The organism is Micromonospora sp. NPDC005171, assembly GCF_040608575.1.
In the GTDB taxonomy this organism is placed as follows: domain Bacteria; phylum Actinomycetota; class Actinomycetes; order Mycobacteriales; family Micromonosporaceae; genus Micromonospora.
The window spans coordinates 1-19,922 of record NZ_JBEXIM010000007.1 but is presented as its reverse complement, the minus strand read 5'-3'; the positions used below and the strand labels follow the sequence as shown (position 1 = coordinate 19,922).

At 67.7% G+C, this 19,922-nt stretch carries 16 protein-coding genes; 10 read left to right on the top strand and 6 right to left on the bottom strand.

What is annotated here, in order from left to right; all coding sequences use genetic code 11:
* Positions 1–110 precede the first annotated feature (110 nt).
* The 3 genes from ABZU74_RS12515 (at position 111) to ABZU74_RS12505 (ending at position 3,043) form a co-directional block, all read left to right on the top strand.
* On the top strand, positions 111–1,526 hold the full coding sequence (locus ABZU74_RS12515; RefSeq protein ID WP_355421971.1) for an MFS transporter: 1,416 nt from the start codon (positions 111–113) through the stop codon (positions 1,524–1,526).
* Positions 1,523–2,404 carry a pirin family protein gene (locus ABZU74_RS12510; RefSeq protein ID WP_355421968.1) on the top strand — a complete coding sequence of 294 codons (882 nt, stop codon included), beginning with the start codon at positions 1,523–1,525 and terminating at the stop codon, positions 2,402–2,404. The genes ABZU74_RS12515 and ABZU74_RS12510 overlap by 4 nt, the downstream gene beginning before the upstream one ends.
* 99 nt (positions 2,405–2,503) lie before the next feature.
* On the top strand, positions 2,504–3,043 hold the full coding sequence (locus ABZU74_RS12505; RefSeq protein WP_355421965.1) for a MarR family transcriptional regulator: 540 nt from the start codon (positions 2,504–2,506) through the stop codon (positions 3,041–3,043).
* Positions 3,044–3,155: 112 nt separating this feature from the next.
* On the opposite strand, the gene ABZU74_RS12500 is transcribed toward ABZU74_RS12505, so the two are convergent.
* From ABZU74_RS12500 to ABZU74_RS12490, 3 genes are all read right to left on the bottom strand, one after another.
* A complete protein-coding gene (locus tag ABZU74_RS12500) occupies positions 3,156–3,401 on the bottom strand; it encodes a hypothetical protein (protein WP_355421962.1) in 246 nt (81 codons plus the stop codon).
* An 82-nt stretch (positions 3,402–3,483) separates the two neighbouring features.
* Positions 3,484–4,572: an LLM class flavin-dependent oxidoreductase gene (locus tag ABZU74_RS12495; protein ID WP_355421959.1), complete on the bottom strand. Its 1,089-nt coding sequence runs from the start codon at positions 4,570–4,572 to the stop codon at positions 3,484–3,486.
* Entirely contained in the window at positions 4,562–6,871 is a 2,310-nt protein-coding gene (locus ABZU74_RS12490; RefSeq protein ID WP_355421957.1) for an LLM class flavin-dependent oxidoreductase, read from the bottom strand. Before ABZU74_RS12490 ends, ABZU74_RS12495 begins: the two co-directional genes overlap by 11 nt.
* 253 nt (positions 6,872–7,124) lie before the next feature.
* Between ABZU74_RS12490 and ABZU74_RS12485 the strand changes: the two genes are divergently transcribed.
* From ABZU74_RS12485 to ABZU74_RS12460, 6 genes are all read left to right on the top strand, one after another.
* Positions 7,125–7,655 (top strand): MarR family transcriptional regulator, encoded by a 531-nt coding sequence (locus tag ABZU74_RS12485; protein ID WP_355421954.1) that lies wholly within the window; start codon positions 7,125–7,127, stop codon positions 7,653–7,655.
* A 370-nt stretch (positions 7,656–8,025) separates the two neighbouring features.
* On the top strand, positions 8,026–8,493 hold the full coding sequence (locus tag ABZU74_RS12480) for a MarR family winged helix-turn-helix transcriptional regulator (RefSeq protein ID WP_355421951.1): 468 nt from the start codon (positions 8,026–8,028) through the stop codon (positions 8,491–8,493).
* A 426-nt stretch (positions 8,494–8,919) separates the two neighbouring features.
* Positions 8,920–9,147, top strand: a complete 228-nt coding sequence (locus ABZU74_RS12475) for a hypothetical protein (protein WP_355421948.1) — start codon at positions 8,920–8,922, stop codon at positions 9,145–9,147.
* Positions 9,148–9,401: 254 nt separating this feature from the next.
* The gene (locus tag ABZU74_RS12470; RefSeq protein ID WP_355421945.1) at positions 9,402–10,139 is read left to right on the top strand and encodes an MBL fold metallo-hydrolase; all 738 of its coding nucleotides are present in this window, start codon (positions 9,402–9,404) and stop codon (positions 10,137–10,139) included.
* Positions 10,140–10,395: 256 nt separating this feature from the next.
* Entirely contained in the window at positions 10,396–11,511 is a 1,116-nt protein-coding gene (locus tag ABZU74_RS12465; RefSeq protein WP_355421942.1) for an NAD(P)-dependent alcohol dehydrogenase, read from the top strand.
* A 222-nt stretch (positions 11,512–11,733) separates the two neighbouring features.
* Positions 11,734–13,149, top strand: a complete 1,416-nt coding sequence (locus tag ABZU74_RS12460; protein ID WP_355421939.1) for an aldehyde dehydrogenase family protein — start codon at positions 11,734–11,736, stop codon at positions 13,147–13,149.
* Between the two features lie 298 nt (positions 13,150–13,447).
* Here ABZU74_RS12460 and ABZU74_RS12455 read toward each other — a convergent pair whose 3' ends face one another.
* Complete coding sequence (locus ABZU74_RS12455) at positions 13,448–15,226, bottom strand: glycoside hydrolase family 15 protein (RefSeq protein WP_355421936.1); 1,779 nt, start codon at positions 15,224–15,226, stop codon at positions 13,448–13,450.
* Positions 15,227–16,304: 1,078 nt separating this feature from the next.
* Here ABZU74_RS12455 and ABZU74_RS12450 point away from each other — a divergent pair.
* Positions 16,305–17,162, top strand: coding sequence for a hypothetical protein (locus tag ABZU74_RS12450; protein WP_355421933.1), 858 nt, complete (start codon positions 16,305–16,307; stop codon positions 17,160–17,162).
* A 106-nt stretch (positions 17,163–17,268) separates the two neighbouring features.
* Here the strand turns inward: ABZU74_RS12450 and ABZU74_RS12445 are convergent, their stop codons facing one another.
* On the bottom strand, positions 17,269–18,138 hold the full coding sequence (locus tag ABZU74_RS12445; protein ID WP_355421930.1) for a hypothetical protein: 870 nt from the start codon (positions 18,136–18,138) through the stop codon (positions 17,269–17,271).
* A gap of 194 nt (positions 18,139–18,332) precedes the next feature.
* Positions 18,333–18,827 (bottom strand): hypothetical protein, encoded by a 495-nt coding sequence (locus tag ABZU74_RS12440; RefSeq protein ID WP_355421927.1) that lies wholly within the window; start codon positions 18,825–18,827, stop codon positions 18,333–18,335.
* Positions 18,828–19,922: the final 1,095 nt, after the last annotated feature.

The following is a 19,922-nucleotide window of genomic DNA, read 5'->3' as shown; positions in this document are numbered from 1 at the left end:
GCGGCTCGTGTCCGTCGCACGGCGGGCACGAGCCGCTCTTTCCCACGCACCGACGGCCGCGGCTCCCCACCTGACCCGCGGTCCCCACTCCGCATTCTGGTAGGCCCCGCATGGCTTCACATTTGGCAACCCGAACCTCGAACCCCCGGACCATCCTGCCGGTCGTCCTACTGGCCGCCTTCACCTTTGCGCTGTTCCAGTCGGTGCTCAACCCGGTGCTCCCGGCGTTGCAGGAAGACCTGCAGACGACACCGACCCTGGTCACCTGGACCATGACCGCCTTTCTGCTGTCGGCCTCGGTTGCCACGCCGGTGCTCGGCCGGCTCGGCGACCGCTACGGCAAGGACCGACTCCTGGTCGCCTCGTTGCTCACCCTCGCCGCAGGCTCGGTGATCTCGGCAGTGGCGCCCGGCATCGGCCTGATGATCGCGGGCCGGGTCATACAGGGCGTCGGCGGCGGCATCCTGCCCCTGGCGTTCGGCATCATCCGCGACGAGATCCCCGCTGCGAAGGTGCCGACCGCCATCGGCACGGCCTCGGCTCTCACCGCCGTGGGCGGTGGGGCCGGCATCGTGCTGTCCGGACCGCTGACCGAACTGCTCGGGATCCGGTCACTGTTCTGGATCCCCGCGGCACTGGCGCTGGCCACGGCCGCCGCCGCCTTCGCCGCCGTCCCACCGTCCCCGTCCCGCAACCCCAGCCCCATCAGCTGGTCCGCTACCGCGCTGTTGGCGATCTGGCTGGTCGCGCTGCTGGTACCGCTGACGCAGGCGACCGGATGGGGCTGGACCTCTGCCGCGGTGCTCGTGCCGCTCACGGCGGCCGTCCTGCTGGCCTACATCTGGGTCGGGGTAGAGAGCCGCTCCGACCGGCCGCTAATTGACATGAAGATGATGCGGACCACCGCCGTGTGGACTACCCACGTCGTATCTCTACTGTTCGGGGTCGGCCTGTTCACGGTCATGACCTTCCTACCGGTGTACCTCCAGACCCCGCCGGGCAGCGGTTACGGCTTCGGGTCCACCGCCACGCAGGCGGGGCTGCTGCTGCTGCCGCTGACCGTCACGATGTTCCTCGCCGGGCTCGTCGCGGCGCGGCTCGATCACCGGTTCGGGGCGCGCGCCGTGCTCATCGCCGCGTCCGGTCTGAACGTCGCCGCGATCACGATGCTCGTGTTCGGACACGGCAGCAGAGTCCTGGTGCTGTTCTCGCTTGCATTGCTGGGCCTCGCGGTCGGCACCGGATTCGCGACCATGTCGAACGTCATCGTGGCCGCGGTCCGTCCGGACCAGACCGGGGTCGCCAACGGCATTACCGCGAACGTGCGCACCGTCGGCGGTTCGCTCGGCGTCGCGGTGATGACCGCGATCCTCGGTGCCCACAGCTCAGCCGACGGCCCGCCCGCAGAAGCGGGCTACACATACAGCTTCGCCTTACTGGCCTTCGTCGGCGTCGCCGCTGTCGCCGTCGCCGCCCTGATCCCAGTGACCCGCCCCTTCCCAAGGACAGACAGGAACAGGCGATGAGCGAGAGCACCCATCGGACCGCGCGGCGCGTAGACCGCGTACACGACCGCATCGAGATCGGCGCCAACGAGCAGTCGGACAACCGGATGATCATTATCCCGCCAGGCCGTCCAGCGCTGACCGACCCATTCCTGGTGATGGGCGAGGAGCAGTTCAGCAGGCCCGGGTTCGACTGGCACCCGCACCGCGGCATGGAGACCATCACCATCGTCCTGGACGGCCTGCTGGAGCACGGGGACAACAAGGGCAACGCCGGCGTACTGGAACCCGGCGACGTGCAGTGGATGACCGCGGGTCACGGCATCATCCACCGCGAGGTGGCCGTACGCCACGAGTACGCCCACATCATCCAGCTCTGGCTCAACCTGCCCGCCGACCGCAAGCTCTCCCCCAGCCGCTACCAGGATCTGCGCGCGAGCGGCCACGCGGCGCACAGCCTGCCCGGCGCCTTCGTCCAGGTGATCTCCGGTCACGACGGCTCTGTGACCGGACCAGCGCGCAACCACTGGCCGGTACTGGGAATGCTGCTCACCCTGGATCCGCAAGCCGACCACCAACAGCTACTGCCGGCCGATCATCGCGCCTTCGCCTATGTCATCTCCGGCCGAGCCACCATCGGTAGCCGGATGGTGCGCGCCGGCCAGATCGCATGGTCCGACCCGGTAGGCGAGCCGAACGAGCCGACCACCCTGCGTCTCTCGGCCGCCGACAGCGATCGGCACACCAAAATCATGCTCTTCGCCGGGCGGCCAATCGGCCAGCCGGTCGCCGCGTCCGGACCTTTCGTCATGAACTCCCATGCCGAGATCGAGAAGGCCTACCGTGACCTGCGCGCCGGCGCCTTCGGAACCATTCCCCGGCTCACTTCGGGGAAATGAGCAGCGCACGACGGGATATCGCAGGTTCGAGGCAACATCATGCATGTTATGTGCAACAATCGATTTTCTGATCAACAGAATGCTTGGTAGCGTGGATACATGTCCGCCGACACGAACGTTTCCGTCCAGCAGGGCGACCGTCAGCGAGGTGTGAACTTTGGCTGGTCGCTCGGCATGGTCCTGCGCCGCTGGCAGGAGCACGTAGAGGAGACGCTGAAGAACCTGCCCCACGGCAGCCGCGGCTACCACATCCTGGCCGTTGTGGTGCACGAGGACGTGCCGACGCAGAAGGCACTGGCAACCCGCCTGGTGATCGACCGCAGCGTGTTGACCTACGTCATCGATGACCTGGAGGCGGCCGGGCTAATCGCGCGACAGCTCGACCCGCGCGACCGCCGTGCCCGCCGCATCGTCGCGACCGAACAGGGGCGCCAGGTGCTCGCCGACGCCGAGCAGCGAGTCGCCCACGCCGAGGACCACGTCCTCCGTGGCCTGCCCGCCGAGCAGCGTGCGGCATTTCGCGAGGCCGCCGAGCACGCCGCCGAGGCCATCGCCAGCACGTCACCGGGGACGGATCCGTGCCTGGCGGTCAGTAGCGTCCTCGAAGAGTCGACCGCCAACCCGTCCGGCACGCGCTGACCGGCCTGGCCCTATCCCCGGCCACCAGGGCAATTCGGTATCTGACGGATGACATCGACATGAGCTTTCGGCATTACCTCTGGAAGTCGCTCCACACGTTGATTTCGTCACCCTACAAATCGTTCGTAATGAGCGGGCCCCGCCGGTAGTCGAAGTACTGCCGCATCGTGTCGACGACCACCCTTCTGGCCACCAGGGACGCCTCGAACGCCGTGAACGCCGTGAACCGGATCGCCAGCACCACGAAGTCGGCGCCCCCGGTGGCGTCGGCCGCCCAACCACGCGGCTCGGCTCTCGGCGCCAGGACCGTCGCGATCAGTTCGATCGCCTCCGGATCGCCCGACGCCGCAATCGCCACCGGGTCTCCACGGCGATCCGTGCGATCACCGGGCCGGTATGCCCCGCGCCGAGCACCGCGATCCGCGATAACGACGTCGCAGTCACCCCTCCCCTGCACTCGCGCTGCCGGGGTAGGTGATGGCCGGGACGGCGAGTTCCTTACGGAGTACCGGGGCGACCTCCGTGGCCAGACGCTCAACGGAGGCAAGGATTTGCGCCTGGGGCATGCCGCCGAAGCCGACGTGCAGCAGCAGCCGGCTGATGCCGTACGCCTCGTGGTAAGCCGCAATCTTGTCGATCACTTCCTGGACGCTGCCGACGACGAGGGCGCCCTGCGGACCGGTGAAGGCATCGAACTTCTCCTGGCTGAGCACGAATCCGCGGCCCCGCTGGTGGTTGTTGTCACGGAAGCCGGCGGTGAAGTACGGGTACATTGCCCGCCGCGCCTCCGCACTGGTGCGGCCGACGTGGCCTTGCACGGACAGTCCGACCCGCAGGGTCGCCGGGTCGCGCCCGGCCTGCTCTGCCGCCCGTCGGTAGAGGTTGACGATGCCGGAGTGGCTGCCGACGGTGCCGAGCAGGACGCCGAGCATCAGGGGCAGCCCTTGGGCGCCGGTCTCCACTGCGGAGGTGGGGGTGCCGCCGACACCGACCCAGACCGGCAGCTTTTCCTGCAGTGCACGGGGTGCGATGTCGGCCTTGTTCAGCGGCGGGCGGAAGCGTCCACCCGGCCAGGTGAGTGGGTTCGTCTCGCGGATCCGCAGCAGCAGGTCGAGCTTCTCCCGAAACAGCTCCGAATAGTCGGCGAGGTCATAGCCGAAGAGCGGGAACGACTCGGTGTACGAGCCGCGCCCGGCGATGATCTCCGCACGGCCGCCGGAGAGCAGGTCGAGGGTGGCGAACTGCTCCCAGACGCGGACCGGGTCGTCGGAACTGAGGACGGTGACGGCACTGGTCAAGCGGATCCGCCTGGTGCGCTCGGCCATCGCCGCCAGCACCATCGGTGGCGCCGTCGCCACAAAATCCGAACGGTGGTGCTCGCCGACCCCAATGACGTCCAGACCCGCCTGGTCGGCGAGTTCGGCGAGTTCGATGACGCGGCGCAATTGCTGGCGCGGTTCGGGAAGCCGGCCGGTGGCCGGATCGGCGGTAAGTTCGCCGAACGTGATCAGACCGATCTCAAACGACATCGTCGGCCTCCTTTTCGGTGTGCCCGCCGGCCCCGGCTGGCGGGATCGGGAAGTTCCGGTTGAAGACGTTGTCCGGGTCGTAGCTGGCCTTGATGGCGCGCAGCCGGCCGAGGGTGGGCTCAGGCCAGGCGTCCAGGAGTCGAGCCGGATCGGTGTCGCTTTCGAAGCTGAGGTACATGCCGTCGAGGTGTGGGTACAGCTCGGCCCACAGCTTGTCGAGCTGGGGCCGGCGGTCCGGGACGGTGGCGGCGAGCACCGAGAAGTTCTGCGCCCGGTGCGGGTAGGCGGTGGCGTCGCGGGCGACGTCGTTGACCGCCCCGCCGACCGACCGGAACTGCATGATCATCACATCACCGGAATGGATCATGTTCTCCATCAGGTCGGCCGCCTGCGGTGTGACGTGGTGCAACAACCCGCTGTGCGTGTCCACCAGGCCCTGCCCCCGATGCTGGTTGCCGGGCGGTGCGACGATCGCCGGGTACGGCACGAGCTGTGCCTGCTGGTCGAGGATCGGCCCGATCTCCAGGAACGGGGTCAGGGCAGACTGCGCCGCCTCGACGTCGTCACCGGCGTAGACGAGGGTGACCTGGGCGGCCGGGGGGTTGCCACGGCGGCCGGGAAAGAGGGAGAGGAAGCTCGTCAGCTCCCGTGGCGCGTCCTCGACGAGCTGGCCCCACCGCCGCAGCAGTTGGGCGGTGTCGGTCGCGTCCGCGACAAGCTGGGCGTAGACGACGTTGTCGACCTCGTACGCCTCCAGCTCGAGCGCGGTGACCACACCGAAGTTCCCACCGGCGCCGCGGATGGCCCAGAACAGGTCGGGGTGACGCTCGTCGTCGACGCGGAGCAGGCGGCCATCCGCGGTGACGATCTCGGCGGCGACGACGTGGTCGATGGTCAGGCCGTGCTTGCGCGCCAGGTATCCGACGCCGGCGGTGGTGGCGAGACCACCGACGCCCACGTCTCCGTAGTCGCCCGAGCTCATGGCCAGGCCGTACCGGGCGAGCGTCTGGGCCACGTTCCCCCAGCGGGCACCCGGCTCCAGCCGCACCCGACGGGTCGCCCGGTCGAGCACCTCCACCTTGTTCATCCTCGACATGTCGATGACGACTCCCCCGTCGTTCGTCGACCGGCCGCTGATGCCGTGCCCGCCGCTGCGCACCGACAGGGGAACGTCCTGCGTCCGGGCGTACGACACGGCGTCGACCACCTCGGCGGCGTTCTGCGGGCGGATCACCAGGGCCGGCGATCCCTGCCGGCTGTAGGTGTGGCGTACCCGCTCGTACTCCTGGTCACCGGGCTCGACGGCCCTGGTGGCCAGCGACCGGGGCAGCGCGTCGTAGTCAAGGCCGGGGTGCCGCTCGGCCAGCGCGACGGTCGTGCGGACCGGTCCGGCGCCGACCTCACCCCCGGTGCGCTCCCTGGCGACCGCCTCCCGCAGCGCGGGGGCGATCTCCTGCCCGAGGGTCTGGATGAGGCGTGGGTCGTCGCGGCCGATCAGGAAGGTGCTGAACCCCTCCTCGAGGACCAGTGGGAGAAGCTGGTCGACCCACTGCTCGACAGGCCCTTGGAGGAAGCCGCGGCTGCGCGCCGAGACGTCGACGGTGAACAGATTGAGCAGCCGGCGGATCTCCCGGGGCTCGCGGCCCGCGGCGACGGCCGCCTCGTCGATGAGCCGGTTTGCCGTCACCCGATCCGGAGATCGCAGGTATTCCAGAGTCGGCAGCCAGCCGTTGGCCTTCTGGCCGGTCAGGGCCAGCATTTTCGGCTGGTACGCGCCGAGCCAGATGTCGATGTCATGTGCGGGCTTCGGGCCGCGCTGCATGCCGGGTACGGGGTAGTACTCCCCGTCCAGCCGCAACGGTCCGGTGGCGGTGTCGTCCCAGACACCGCGCAGGACGTCGATCGCCTCCCGCAGGGCCGTGACCCCCTGCCCTGGGGTCAGCCGACGAGCGCCCATGCCCTCGATCCCGTCCCAGAAGGCGCCGGCGCCGAGGCCCAGTTCGAAACGGCCGTGCGACAACCGGTCCAGGCTCGCCGCGGCCCGGGCCAGCACGGCCGGCGGGCGCAGCGGCAGGCTGAGGACGTTTCCCGAGATCCGGAGGCGTTCCGTGCGGGCGGCCACCCAGCTCAGCAGGGTCCAGGTGTCGAGGAAGTCCGCGTTGTACGGGTGGTCCTGGAAGGTCGCCAGGTCCAGCCCCGCCGCCTCGGTCAGCTCAGCCAGCGCCACCACCTGATCTGGGTCCTGCGCGCTCGGCGTCAGGAAGGTCCCGAACAAGAGTTCGTGCCCGTAATCAGACATTTTTGTCTATCCCCCAATGAGCCGTCGACAGCATACCGTTTGCTGCGAACATCTTATGCGCGACAACACGTGTTTGAGTCAGTTCATTCCCCCGGCCACCGGCTATGAGCGGCAGGCCTGCGAGTCGGCGATAGATGGCACGACGCCTGCCAAGCTGCCCTGAGACAGAGCCGTGCCGGGCGGGGAGTCATCCACATGGCCTGCGCTGACAAATCGTGTGTTGATCAACACACCGGCTGCTAGCGTGGGGCATATGTCCGAAACCAGCGATCCATGCGACCTACCGACAGACCGCCAGCGCGGTTCGAACTTCGGCTGGTCCCTGGGCCTGGTGCTGCGCCGCTGGCACGAGTACGTCGAGGAGGCGTTGAAGGATCTGCCGCACGGCAGCCGCGGCTACCACATCCTGGCCGTCGTCGTCCACGAAGAGGTGCCGACACAGGCCGCCTTGGCGACCCGCCTGGTGATCGACCGCAGCGTCCTGACGTACGTCATCGACGACCTGGAGAACGCCGGTCTCATCGAGCGGCGGTTGGATCCACGCGACCGGCGCGCCCGCCGGATCGTGGCCACCGAACGCGGGCGCCAGGCACTCGCCGAGGCCGAACGGCGGGTCGCCCACGCCGAGGACCACGTACTGGGCGGGCTACCCGAGGAGCAGCGCGGCGTCTTCCGCGACTTCGCCGAGCGCGCCGCCGAGGCGATCCACGCTGCCGCTCCGGGGATGGACCCCTGCGCCGCAGTTACCAGCGTCCTACCCCCGATGGAGCAGTCCGCCCCCTGACTCACACCCTCCGGGTAGCTGTAGCGCCCGCAGGACCGCCACGGCCACGCCCGCCCGCGGCCCAGCAGCACGCCGAAGTTCCCCCGACAGCGTGGAGGTCGGACCTAAAGCGAGAGACAGTCACCGGTGAGACGAAAAGACGGTTCGACTGGGAGTTCCGCGAGAGCGCAGTGCGGATCGTGCGGGAGACCGGCAAGCCGATCGCGCAGTGGTCTGGGCAATAACGACGACGCCCCGGGCAACTGGGTCGCGCAGGACCGGCGGGCTCGGGGCGAAGCCGCCGCCGGCCGTCTGGCCGAGGACGAACGCGCCGAACTGCGACGGGCTGGTCCAAGATCGGCGAGGAGTGGGCAGGCGGTAGCGTTGAGAGGTGACTGAGCCTGAACGGCTGAATGACCGTGAGCGACGCGCCTGGCACGGCTTTCTGACGATGCAGGAGGACGTTCGGCGTCACCTGAACCGCCAGTTGCTCAGCGAAGCGGGAATTTCCTTGGCGGATTTCGCCGTCCTTAGCGCTTTGCGTCGTTCGCCGGATCCGATGCGGGTTTTCGAACTGAGGGAAACCCTCAGATGGGAGAAGACCCGCCTCACCCATCAGATATCCCGCATGATCCGGCGAGGGTTGGTCGAACGCCAAAGTTGCGCCGAGGACGCTCGTGGTAATCGCATAGCTCTCACCAGCGAAGGGCGCTCGGTGATCGATACGGCCACCCCCCTGCACCTTCGTTACGTTCGCGAGCTCTTCCTCGACGTCCTCAGTCCTCGCCAACTCGACACGCTCGCCGTCGTGTCGGAGACCGTGCTCGACAACCTGAAGGACGACCCCTTCGAGGACTAACTCGCAGAGCGGCCGGAAGGGGGTCTCACCCTCCGGCTGCTCTGCGGACCAGCTCGCGGCGTTGTTGACTAGTCACCCTCGAACTCTGGATACGCGCAGCGGGAACGCATCAAACCGGCAGTGGAGCAGGGGTTGGGTTTCCCAGATTCACCCGTCCACGTTGGCCTGTTTTCCGGGATACTTCGCCCCAAAACACCCCGTCGAGACAAGGGCGCGAGAGCCCCACTGGCAGAGCGGTCGATAACACCGGGCCCACAGTCCCGTTATCGAGCAGGGGTCCTGCGCGGCTACAGGGGTGATGTGTCGTCTACCACTTAAGGGTGACTCATCACCCTGCCGTGGCTAGGTTTGGTCCCGACACCACGTCCCGGCCCACCGGGGCTAGCGCCTACCACACCAACACCTAGGGGGAGAAGGGCCTCGAACATGTCCAAGCTCGCCGTCATCTACCACTCCGCGTTCGGCACCAGCACCCAGATCGCCAAGGCGATCGCCGGAGCGGCGGAGGCCGCTGGCGCGGAGGTGGGTGTCCGTAAGGCCGCCGAACTGGCGCACCGCAGGCCGCGATCGACTCGAACCCGCCCGCAGCCGCCCGTGACCCGGCCACCGCCGACGTGGCCGCTCCAAGCGTTGAGGACGCAAGGCCAGGGGTAATCGACCGCAGCGCGCGACCGGCACGAACCAGGCGGAACTGCTCGATCCGGACAGCCGTATCAGTTGTCACCGTCGCGGATGCGAAGAGATGACACGCCCATTGAAGAAAGGGAACCGCAATGCAAACGTGGCAAGTCGGCGCGGTCAAAGTTACCAAAGTCGTTGAATTGGAACGCACCGGCGGAACCGAGTTGATGCTTCCTCCAGCGACTCCGGACGCCGTCAAGGGAATCGACTGGCTCCAGCCTCACTTCATGACCCGTGACGGTCAACTGAAGACCAGCAACCACTCGCTCATCATTGAGACGCCAGCACGCCGGATCATCGTGGACACGTCGCTCGGCAACGACAAGAAGGACCGGCCCGTCAGCGCCTGGAACAATCTACGAACTCCGTTCCTCAGCGACCTGGCGGAGGCCGGATATCCGGCGGATTCCATCGACACCGTCCTGTTTACTCATCTCCACATGGATCACGTCGGCTGGAACACGCACCTCGTGGACGGCGTGTGGGTGCCCACCTTCACGAACTCCCGGCACCTCATGGTTCGGGAGGAGTACGACCATTGGCGCGCGAACGCCGAGACCGCGACCGACGGTATCCACCGCTCCTACGCGGCGGCTTTCGTCGACTCGGTCCAGCCAGTGGTCGAGGCAGGTCTCGTCGACCTGGTCAGCGACGACTACCAGGTCTGCGACGAGGTTCGGCTGATTTCCACGCCCGGACACACCGCCGGCCACACCAGCGTTGAGATCACCTCGGCGGGCGAACGGGCGATCATCACCGGCGACTGTATCCACCACCCCTGCCAGCTGACCCACCCGGAATGGACGTCCGCCGGCGACCTGGACGCCGAACAGGCGACCCACACCCGTCGGCAACTCCTCTCCTCCTTGGCCAACGACCAGGCGCTGCTCATCGGGACACACTTCGCCGGGCCCACGGCAGGACACGTGGTGCGCGATGGAAAAGCCTTCCGGCTCCAGGTGTGAAGTCCATGCGGCGGCCAGACGTCGATCGCCATGACCTGGTCGGCCCGCGACGGGGTCGGTGCCGACGGGCGAGCTCTCGGGCCCACGCATTACGTATGTAGCAAAACATTCACCCGCAGACCTTTGTTGCTCACATCATTTCCCCCGGAGGTTCGGCCAGGCCGGATCACCGCCCGAGCCACCACTCGGCACGGCGCATCTGCTGACCACGAGAGCCCCCGCACGGGGAACGGAACTCGCGGAAAGAGGACGTGCCATGCGGATTCAAGCAGCCGTGGCCGAAGAACCATCACAGCCGTTCGTCATCGAAGAGCTCGAACTGGACGAGCCACGGGCCGACGAAGTGCTGGTCAGTCTCGTCGCCGTCGGCGTGTGTCAGACCGACGCCCACGCCCGGAACGGACAGACCCCGGCACCACTGCCCATCGTTCTCGGCCACGAGGGGGCCGGCATCGTCGAACGGGTCGGAACCGGCGTCACCGATCTCCAGCCGGGCGACCATGTTGTCCTGTCGTATCAGTCGTGCGGGCAGTGCCGGCAATGCCTCAGCGGGCACCCCGCCTACTGCGCGCAGGCGATGGCTGCAAACTTCTCCGGCGCACGCATCGACGGCACCCGTGGCCTTCGCCGGACCGGAACGAGCGACGGCGTACACGGGCACTTCTTCGGCCAGTCGTCGTTCGCCACCCACGCGCTCACCACGCAACGCAACACCGTCAAGGTTCCAAAGGACGCACCGCTGGAGCTCCTCGGGCCCCTCGGGTGCGGCCTGCAGACCGGCGCCGGCACCGTACTGAACTCGTTCCAGGTGCCACAGGGCGCGACTCTCGCGATCCTCGGCGTCGGGGCGGTCGGGTTCGGTGCCCTGATGGCGGCGAGCGCGGCCGGCGTGGGGACAATCATCGCGGTCGACGTGAACCAGCGACGTCTCGCCCTGGCCGAGGAGCTGGGTGCCACCCACGTCGTCAACGCCAGTCAATCGAACGTGGCCGCCGAGATCAAGAGGATCACCGGCAGCGGCGTCGACTACGTCCTGGACACCACAGGCCGCGCCGACATGCTCGAGCAGGCGGTCGACGCACTGGCATCGATGGGTCAGGTTGGCCTCGTCGCCGGAGGAAACCGGGACGCCACCGTGCCAGCAGCCAAGCTCGCGCTCGGCAAGTCGGTCCGCGGGATCGTCCAGGGCGACTCGAGTCCCCAGCTGTTCATTCCGAAGCTCATCGAGCTGTACCAGTCCGGCCGGTTCCCGATCGACCGCCTGGTCCGGTTCTACGACTTCGACGATATCGATGCGGCGTTCGCCGATGCCGCCCGTGGCGACGTCGTCAAGCCGGTCCTGCGCATCGCGGATGCCGGGAGACAGGAATAGGAGATGAGGGCTGACACAAGGAGCAGCCAAGGGACGTCACGCAATTGGATAAGGCGTTGCCGGGTCCGGCAACCTGTTTGTCGGACTGAATGGATGTCAGACGAATCGAGCACGTCGGTCTTCGACGTGCCGGCCAGCTGGGCGCGCTGTACCGGGGCCGCTGAATCCGCCGAACGAAGCGACGCGGCCCAACCCAGCAAGGAACAGAACGGAGCACCAACCGTGCGACAGATCGACCAGATTTACCTCGACGGGAAGTTCGTGACACCCCACGGGACCGAGCTATTTCCCCTCTACAACCCATCGACAGAAGAGCTGATCGGGGAGGTACGCCTCGCGGACGAGACCGACGCCCAGGCTGCGGTCGCGGCCGCCAAGCGCGCCTTCGTCAGCTTCTCCAAGACCAGCAAACAGGAACGCATCGCCATCCTGAACCGCCTGAGCGCCTCGTTCACCGCGCGTCTCGACGACCTCAAGGCGGCCATGGTTGAGGAGTACGGCGCGGTACGCGGCATCGTCGACGGCCTCCTCCCCCTGGCGCCCGGGATGTTCGACGCGGCCGCCAAGCTCCTTGAGTCGTACGAGTTCAGCAAGACCCGCGGTACGACCACGGTGGTCATGGAACCGCTCGGCGTCGCCGCGGTGATCACTCCGTGGAACCTCAACGTCGTCTTCGTGGCGCAGAAGGTCGCGAACGCGATCGCCGCCGGAGTCACCGTCGTCGTCAAGCCCAGCGAACTCAGCGCGATCCAGACGCAGATCATGACCGAGGCCTTCGACGCGGCGGACGTACCCGCCGGCGTGATCAACATCGTCACCGGCCGCGGCGACGTGGTCGGCAACGTCCTGACGTCACACCCCGACGTCGCCAAGGTGGGCTTCACCGGGTCGACCGCGGCCGGACAGCAGATCATGCGCAACGCCGCCGACACCTTCAAGCGCCTCACGCTCGAACTCGGCGGGAAGGGTCCTACCATCCTGCTCGACGACGCCGACCTCGCCTCCGCCGTCTCCGCAGCGCTCACCTCCGGGTTCCTGAACAACGGCCAGACCTGCTTCGCCGGCACACGGATCCTCGCCCCGCGGAGCAGGCTCGACGAGGTCCACCAGGCCATCGAGTCCGCCATGTCCGCGTTCAAGGTCGGCGACCCACAGGACCCGGCGACGGGCGTCGGTCCGGTGGTCAGCCAGACGCAGTTCGACCGCGTCCAGAGCTACATCCGCCTCGGCCAGGAGGAAGGCGCACGACTGCTGACCGGCGGCGAAGGCCGGCCAGACGGCCTGGAGAAGGGCTGGTTCGTCAAGCCGACCATCTTCACCGGCGTCACCAACCAGATGCGCATCGCCCGCGAGGAGATCTTCGGCCCCGTTCTCGTCGTCATCCCCTTCGAGGACGACGACGAGGCGATCAACATCGCCAACGACACCCCCTACGGACTGCAGGCCCAGGTCTTCTCCAGCGATCCAGAGCGCGCGCAGCGCGTCGCCCGGCAGGTCGAGGCGGGCACCGTCCTCATCAACCGGGTCTTCGGTGACCCCGAGGCGCCATTCGGCGGAATCAAGCAGTCCGGCATCGGCCGCGAACACAGCATCTACGGACTGGAGGCGTACCTCGAACCGCACGCCATCACCGCCTAACTTCGGCGTCGGGCGTGGCGTGGGCATGAGGACGGCCACCGCGTTGATCATCGGCGGTTTGGGAGGACAACCGAAGATCGCGCGGTGGCCGCGTGCCACGGCGTAGACCCCGCCGGGTGGCAGGTCACCCTGGACGAGGCGGTGACGCCTGTCGCTGACCGGTTCGTGCGGCCAGAGCCCCGTCGGATCGCCGGGCAGTTCGTGAAAGGGCTGCTGTCGGGCGTGGAACGCAAGACCTACTGGGCCTTCGCGGAACAGGCGGGTCACAACCAGCGGAGTACGGCCAGCGGCCCCAAAGTCAGACGAAGCTGGGTTTGGTCAGTCGCCAGGCGGCACCGATGAGGCCGACATGCGAGAGCGTCAGGGGAGTGTTGCCCAGATGCGCACCGGTACGAGGGTCGATCTGCTCGGCGAAGAGCCCGAGGTCGTTCGCCCGGGCGGCGGTGCGTTCGAAGAGCGCAGTGGCACGTTCCATCTCGCCCGCCATCGCCAGGCACTCGACCAGCCAGAATGTGCACACCGCGAAGCCGGCCGGCTCGTCCGGCCAACGCCGGACCAGCCCGTCGGTCGTCAACTCCGCCTCGACCGCCTCGATAGTGGCCCGCATCCGGTGATCCGTGGCCGACACCATCCCCGTGAAGGGCAGGACCAGGACCGAGGCGTCCAGCTCCGACGAGCCGATCACGCCGGTGTACGCGCCCACCCGCTCGTTCCAGCCGTCGCGCAGCACAGCAGCCCGAATCTCGTCGCGGGCGGCGGCCCACCCCGCCGGGTCCGCGCTGTCGCCGAGCATCGGCGCGAGCTTGATCGCGCTGTCCAGCGCACCCCAGCACAGCGCCTTGGACGCCAGGTAGTGTCGCCCGGAGCCGCGCTCCTCCCACATGCCGGCGTCCGGCTCCCGCCAGCGGGTGGCCTGCTCGGCAAGGCCGACCAGCAGCGCCTTCAGCTCCTCCGACAACTCACCCAGATGGTGGCGGATGAGGTAGGCGCAGAGCAGCACTTCACCAGGCACGTCCTGCTGCCGCTGCCGCCAGGCGTCGTTGCCGATCCGCACGGGCCGACTGTCGGCGTACCCGCGTAGGTGGTCGAGGGAGTACTCGGAGAGGTCCCGCTCACCCATCACCCCGTACATGATCGGCACCGGTTCGTCGCCGCTGCGGCTGGCGGAGCGGGCGGCCCAGTCGAAGAGCCGGCCGGCCTCCTCGGGGCAGGCGGTCACCCAGAGCGCCCGCATCGTCAGGAAGAAGTCACGCAGCCAGGCGTACCGGTAGTCGTAGTTGCGTGAACCGCCGAGGTCCTCCGGCAGCGAGGCGGTGACGGCGGCGACCACCGCCCCGCTGCGCTGGTAAATCAAACCCTGGACGATCAGCCCGCTGCGCCGCACGAGGTCGGGGTAACGGCCAACGTAACGGTGCACCTGGTCGAACGCCCGCCAACTGTCGATGGTTTCGGCCAGCGAGGTCACCGGATCCAGCCGCCGCGGTGGCGGACCCCAGGCCGGCGCGTGCGCCAGGTCGAAAGGAAGCGTCTGGCCGGCGCGGACATCGAACTCGGCGTACGCCCGGCCACCGGTGCACTCCAACGGAACGGGACTGCGCAGAGTCAGGGCCAGCGGGCCCGCCTCGACCCGAACCTCACCGTCGTGCTGGTGCAGGTACGGGGTGATCAGCCCGTACTCCGGGCGGGGGACGAACTCGACGCGCATCCGCACGGTGCCGGTGAGCCCCTCCACGATCCGGGCCAGCACCATCGGCGGGTTGTGGTTCAGCGCATGGCCAGGCACTCCGGGCTCGGCAAGGAGGGCGTCGGTGACAGCGACGCTACCGCCGCTGGTGTGATGCACGGTCCGCAGCACCAACGTGCCGTCGACGTACGTCCGCTCGCTCCGGTGGTCCGACTCAGCCGTCGCGGGGTTGAGTGCCCAGTGCCCGGCGGCGGGATCGAGCACTCGGCCGAGCAGAGACGGGGCGTCGAACCGCCCGGGGCACCACCAGTCGATCGAACCGCCCCGGCTGACCAGCGCGGCGGACGCGCAGTCGGAGAGCAGGCCATAGTCGGCGATCGCGACGTCGGACACGGGAGCGGTTACCCGCACCCGCGCGGCTCACACTCCAACATCACTTGATCTCCCGGCTGGCGCGGTGACAGTGGGATCGCCGGGCTCGGGCTTGGAAGGTTCAGCCGGCGTCGACAAGCGCGCACCACCAATCGGGGAACTGGAGGCACAACCCCTTCGGTCTTCACTGGGAGGTCAAGGCGCACCGATCGGCCGCCTCACCGCAGTGTGGCCAGTACCAGATCCATGGTGCCTTCGAGCGGACACCGACCACTGCGCTACCCGGTGCCTGCGCCAACCGAATTACCAACGTTTGCGTGCCTCCCAGTTGGCCAACTGGTCAGGCTGGCGGATCATCTCGAAAGAGGTGCTCTTTCACACTTGGTCCCCAGCGGGTTGCAACGAGTGCGGGACGAGGGCGGGTCGGCTTGGGGACCCAGCCGTGTTGTCTGGTGTCGGGCGCAGGGCTGTCCCAGTCGGAGATCTGCAAAAAAGGATCCGTGTCGGGGCCAGGCTCATCGTCACACGACTCCCGGACAACCATCGCTGGGTAGAAGCGCGTCTCTTGAGCCACCCCGCAGTCATCCGTGCGGGAGGCGACCAAGGCGCCACAGTCTTCGCAAGCCACGGACGGGTTCCACCCCACCATGGACCAACAGCCCGTGCTGACAAGGTCATGGATGAAGCGTGTCCCACGTACGTCGCCGGGTGAGAGGACGAAGGTGCCGGTGACCTGATCACGGCCATACGTGGCCTCGTCGATTGCATAGGTGCCGGGGTCCAGGAGCGGCGGGTTCACGTGATGACAATCCAGGAGCGACCAGTGCGGTCCCGCCGGCAGCTCCACCATCCGGACCGGGACACTCAACGTGTTCCCGCAGCTCGCACACCGAAAGCCCTCCACTGCCGCAGTTTGACATTCGGGCCAGGCGAAGGCATCCGAGAATGAGAGATCAGGGCGTTCGCCTGGAGTCAACGCGACCGGGGCTCCGAGACGCAGCCCAGGGTCGGCGGCATGGGAGTGCGCTGTGTCCTGAGTGTTAGCGGTCGGTGTAAGCATGCCTGCGATGATCGTTGGGTCGGCACAGGAGAGGTCCTCATGATCGATTGGCTCGACGATGTCTGGGCTCGAGCACACGCCGTGCAGATCGTCGAAGGTGGTGAGGACAGCGGTCCTCTTGCCGGTCGTGACATTCTGGCCGAGCTCCCGGATGCCGGATCGATCGACACGGCGCGCGTGTTGACCACGACGGGCCGCTTCATCGGTGACATCTGTCGTTGTCACGGCGGGCCGACGATCGTGCTCCGCGATCTGGCGGGCGAGATGCTCACCAGCGCTGGTTTGCATGGCCACGGCTCCGTCAGTTGGGAGCGGTCGCGGTTCCGTAACGACCTCGTCGTCGCAGATCCCGGGGCGCTCCACCTGTTTCTGGCAGGGCTCGGTGTACCGGATCAGCTGACGTCATTCCTGGCGCCCTTGGCCGACCTGCTGCACCTGCAGGAGGGCCACCCGCAGTTCCGGCCCACCGGGCCAGAGGGCAAGCGGTACCTGATTGAGCGTGGGGTTCCTGGCGTGCTGCATCCCGTGTTGGTCGCCGCCACCGGTCAGCAATGCGGCGAGCTGTCCGATACGCACGACGACGATGTCCGTCGACGGCTCACCACCGCCACACCCGCAGCGACCGACAGGGCGGCGATCCTGCTGTCCTGGCTGGGCCGGCTCCCCATTCCAGCAGAGGCATTCTGGGGCGAAGGTGTTCTGGTGCGGCAGTTACTCGCCGACCTCGCGCTGCCCGACATCGCGACCGCAGCTGCCGAAACCCGCACCGGCGACGTCGCAACGGGTGTGGTCAACCTGGTCATGCACTCCGGCGACGACGGCACGCTGGCCACGGCCATCGGTCCGACGCTGCGTCAACTGTTCCCACCCGCACCAGCGCCAACGACCACACGCTAGCCGTCAACCATCCGGCCGGCGAACTGCTCGCGGACACAGGTTGCCTACCCGCCATTAAGTACGCGCAGACTTGCCCAGCAAAGGCGGCGCGGGCTGACTGCCGTCGTCACTCGCCCTGCCACCGACTGTCCGGCGTGCGCGACGGGTCGTGGCCCAGTCCATACCCGGCGTGAATTTCCACCGCGCTCACTCCTAGCGCGTCGAGCCCTCGGTTGAGCTCGCGGTGCGCCTGGAATTCCGCTGTCACGTACTGCTCGCCCTCGACCGCGGTCGCGGTCGCCCAGCCGCTGCGGCCCAGTGCTGTCATCGCCGTCTGCACCGCTACCCATGGGCGGTGCCCGGTGACGCCGACCAGCGCGTACACCCGGGTGATCGACACCGGCCTACTGACCTCGACAGGGCCGGGGCCGTCACAGGTCCGCCTGCCGACCCGTTCGGCGAGTGTTGTGGCCACCTCAACGGCGCGGTCCGCATCACTCTTCGGCACGTCGACCACAAGTGCCACCCGCACCGTCGCCTGTTCTCGCAACAAGGCCCGCAGTTCGTTGGGGAGTTCCTCCGCCTCGGCCCCGATCACCACCCCGCCATCGGTATCCGCCTCGGTGTCCTCCGCTGGGGCGGTAGCGATGTCACCGGCAGCGTCGATGTCGATCCAGGAACCGCTGTCTCGGAAACGAGCGGCCGCCTCGCGCCAGGCGAGATAGGCCGCTTCGGCACCGTCGCCCGACTCCGGCGGGGCCAGCTCATTGCCGGAAAGGAACCCGCGTACAAAGTACCGGGTCTGCTCGGAGCAGTCGTCGATCTCCCCCTTCGACACCCGGGTACGAATGCCGCGCTCCGCGCAGTAGGCGAGCATGCGGCCGGCGGACGTGTGCGGGTTGCCATCGAGAAGGTAGTGCCGTCCGCATTGCGCAGTGTCGAACCACAGTTGGGGGTCGACGTCGGGCGGTAAGGGGGGACGAGCAGGGGAACTCATGCCAAGACGGTAGGACGCACATGTCAGGGACGGTCGACAGCACGGACGAAATCAGCGGTAAGTTTGCTCACAGGGCCGGCAGAGCCATGTCCCCGGGGCAGCCGCACGGCCCCGTCGCGACTCACGGAAGCGTCCCCCAAGGAACGATCGCGGGCGTGAAACCTGTGTGCTGCTGGGAGATGAAGAAGTAGCCGCTACCGGCAACCGCCGTGCACGAAGGACTGCACAGCCCAGTAACGAGCGGCGGCCGTCGGCACCTGGCCGACCGAGAGAACCCACTCGTCGCCGAGTGTGCCGATAACGAGATCGCCGTTCTCGAACCGCAACACGAGACCAGCGCAATCCCCGCCACTGTCCTGGCCGACGATCACAGCGGCGTCGGTGAGCCGGGCGCCGATGAACCCGGACAGCACGTCCGGACGCCGCGCCGGGCCGACCCTGGTCTCTCCGTACTCGCCCATGTCGTAGGAACGGTACGGATCCTCCTTCGCGAGCAGGAGTTGGTCACCACGACCATGCAAACCGACCGGCAACGCGTTTCCAAAGAACAGCCACGCGTGCAGCAGGCTCTCAGCGTCCGGTTCACGCCGGCCCTCACACCAGTACCGGGCTTCCGTCACGGCCTCAAGCCGTCGGCCCACGATGCTCGTAAGCCACAACGCGACCATGCCGGGATCGCTGAAACCCACGTACGGCACCGATACTCGACGCGCAACGCCTGCCACACAGCGCGGGCAGTGGCCTCGTAGACGTCGCCCACACTGGTGTCGACCTCGGTGACGACAAGATTGGTGACCGTTACCCTCGCCGCCGCGGTGAGACCACGCAGAGCCCACCGAGCGCCCAGCTCAGCTTCCCGCCGGTGTTCGCCCGCCGCGACGGCAGTCACCTCTACGTCGAACCAGCTCGATGCTGCGACCTCGACGGTGACCTGGGCAAATCGCGAGGAGCGATTCGTCTGCCGCATGAGGCGGAAGGTCGTCACGGCTCTGGTGGTTCCAGGCAAGGTCCGGCCACGGCATGTCGGGGCCGAGCAAACCGAAACCCTCGGCAGACGGTGAGACCCAAGACAGGGTTATTCGCACGAGGTGGCTCACACCCCCGACTGCCACCTGACCAATCCGGAAACATCCGCTCCTCGACACGAGCGGACGCGGCTCTACCGCCTCTGGCGGGGGCCAGCGCTGACGCCTTCGGATCCGCCGAAGAGGTCTCCAGTCTTGAAGGGCCTGCTCAGGACGTTGCCCGTGGGATCGGTGTCTTGAATGACGGAAGTGCGGCGGACTCCAGCAAACTCACCCGCAACGCTCCACATCGATCTGAGCACACCTATAGGCGTGGCGCTAGGCGAACCGAGACGTCGGCCGGCGCCAGCCATACCGGGAGCAGCAACGCCTGACCACTTCGACCTCTACTGCGAGGTCACACCGCACCGCCCGACCGCATCACCACAGGTCAAAGCCCTCGTCTCTGTCCGGCGTCGATGAGCACTTCGCCAGGGAGACCACTTCGCCAACCTGCACCCAATCTGCTCCCAGTTGCAAGGCCGGGCCAACCAATGGCTCCTTACCGCCTTGACCTGCGAACACCGCCCCGCCAACACACATGGATGGTCGTCGACTCTGCGCAGAACAGCAGAGCACTCCGCGGGAAACAGGACGCCGCACCCGATCTGAGCTGGGCAAACGCGGAACCGCAGGTAGCGGTGGGTGCAGTTGAGGAACGTTCGCTGCCGTTGGGCGCAGTTCAAGCCCGTTCAGGGCACCCCATTGCTCCCGATCGGA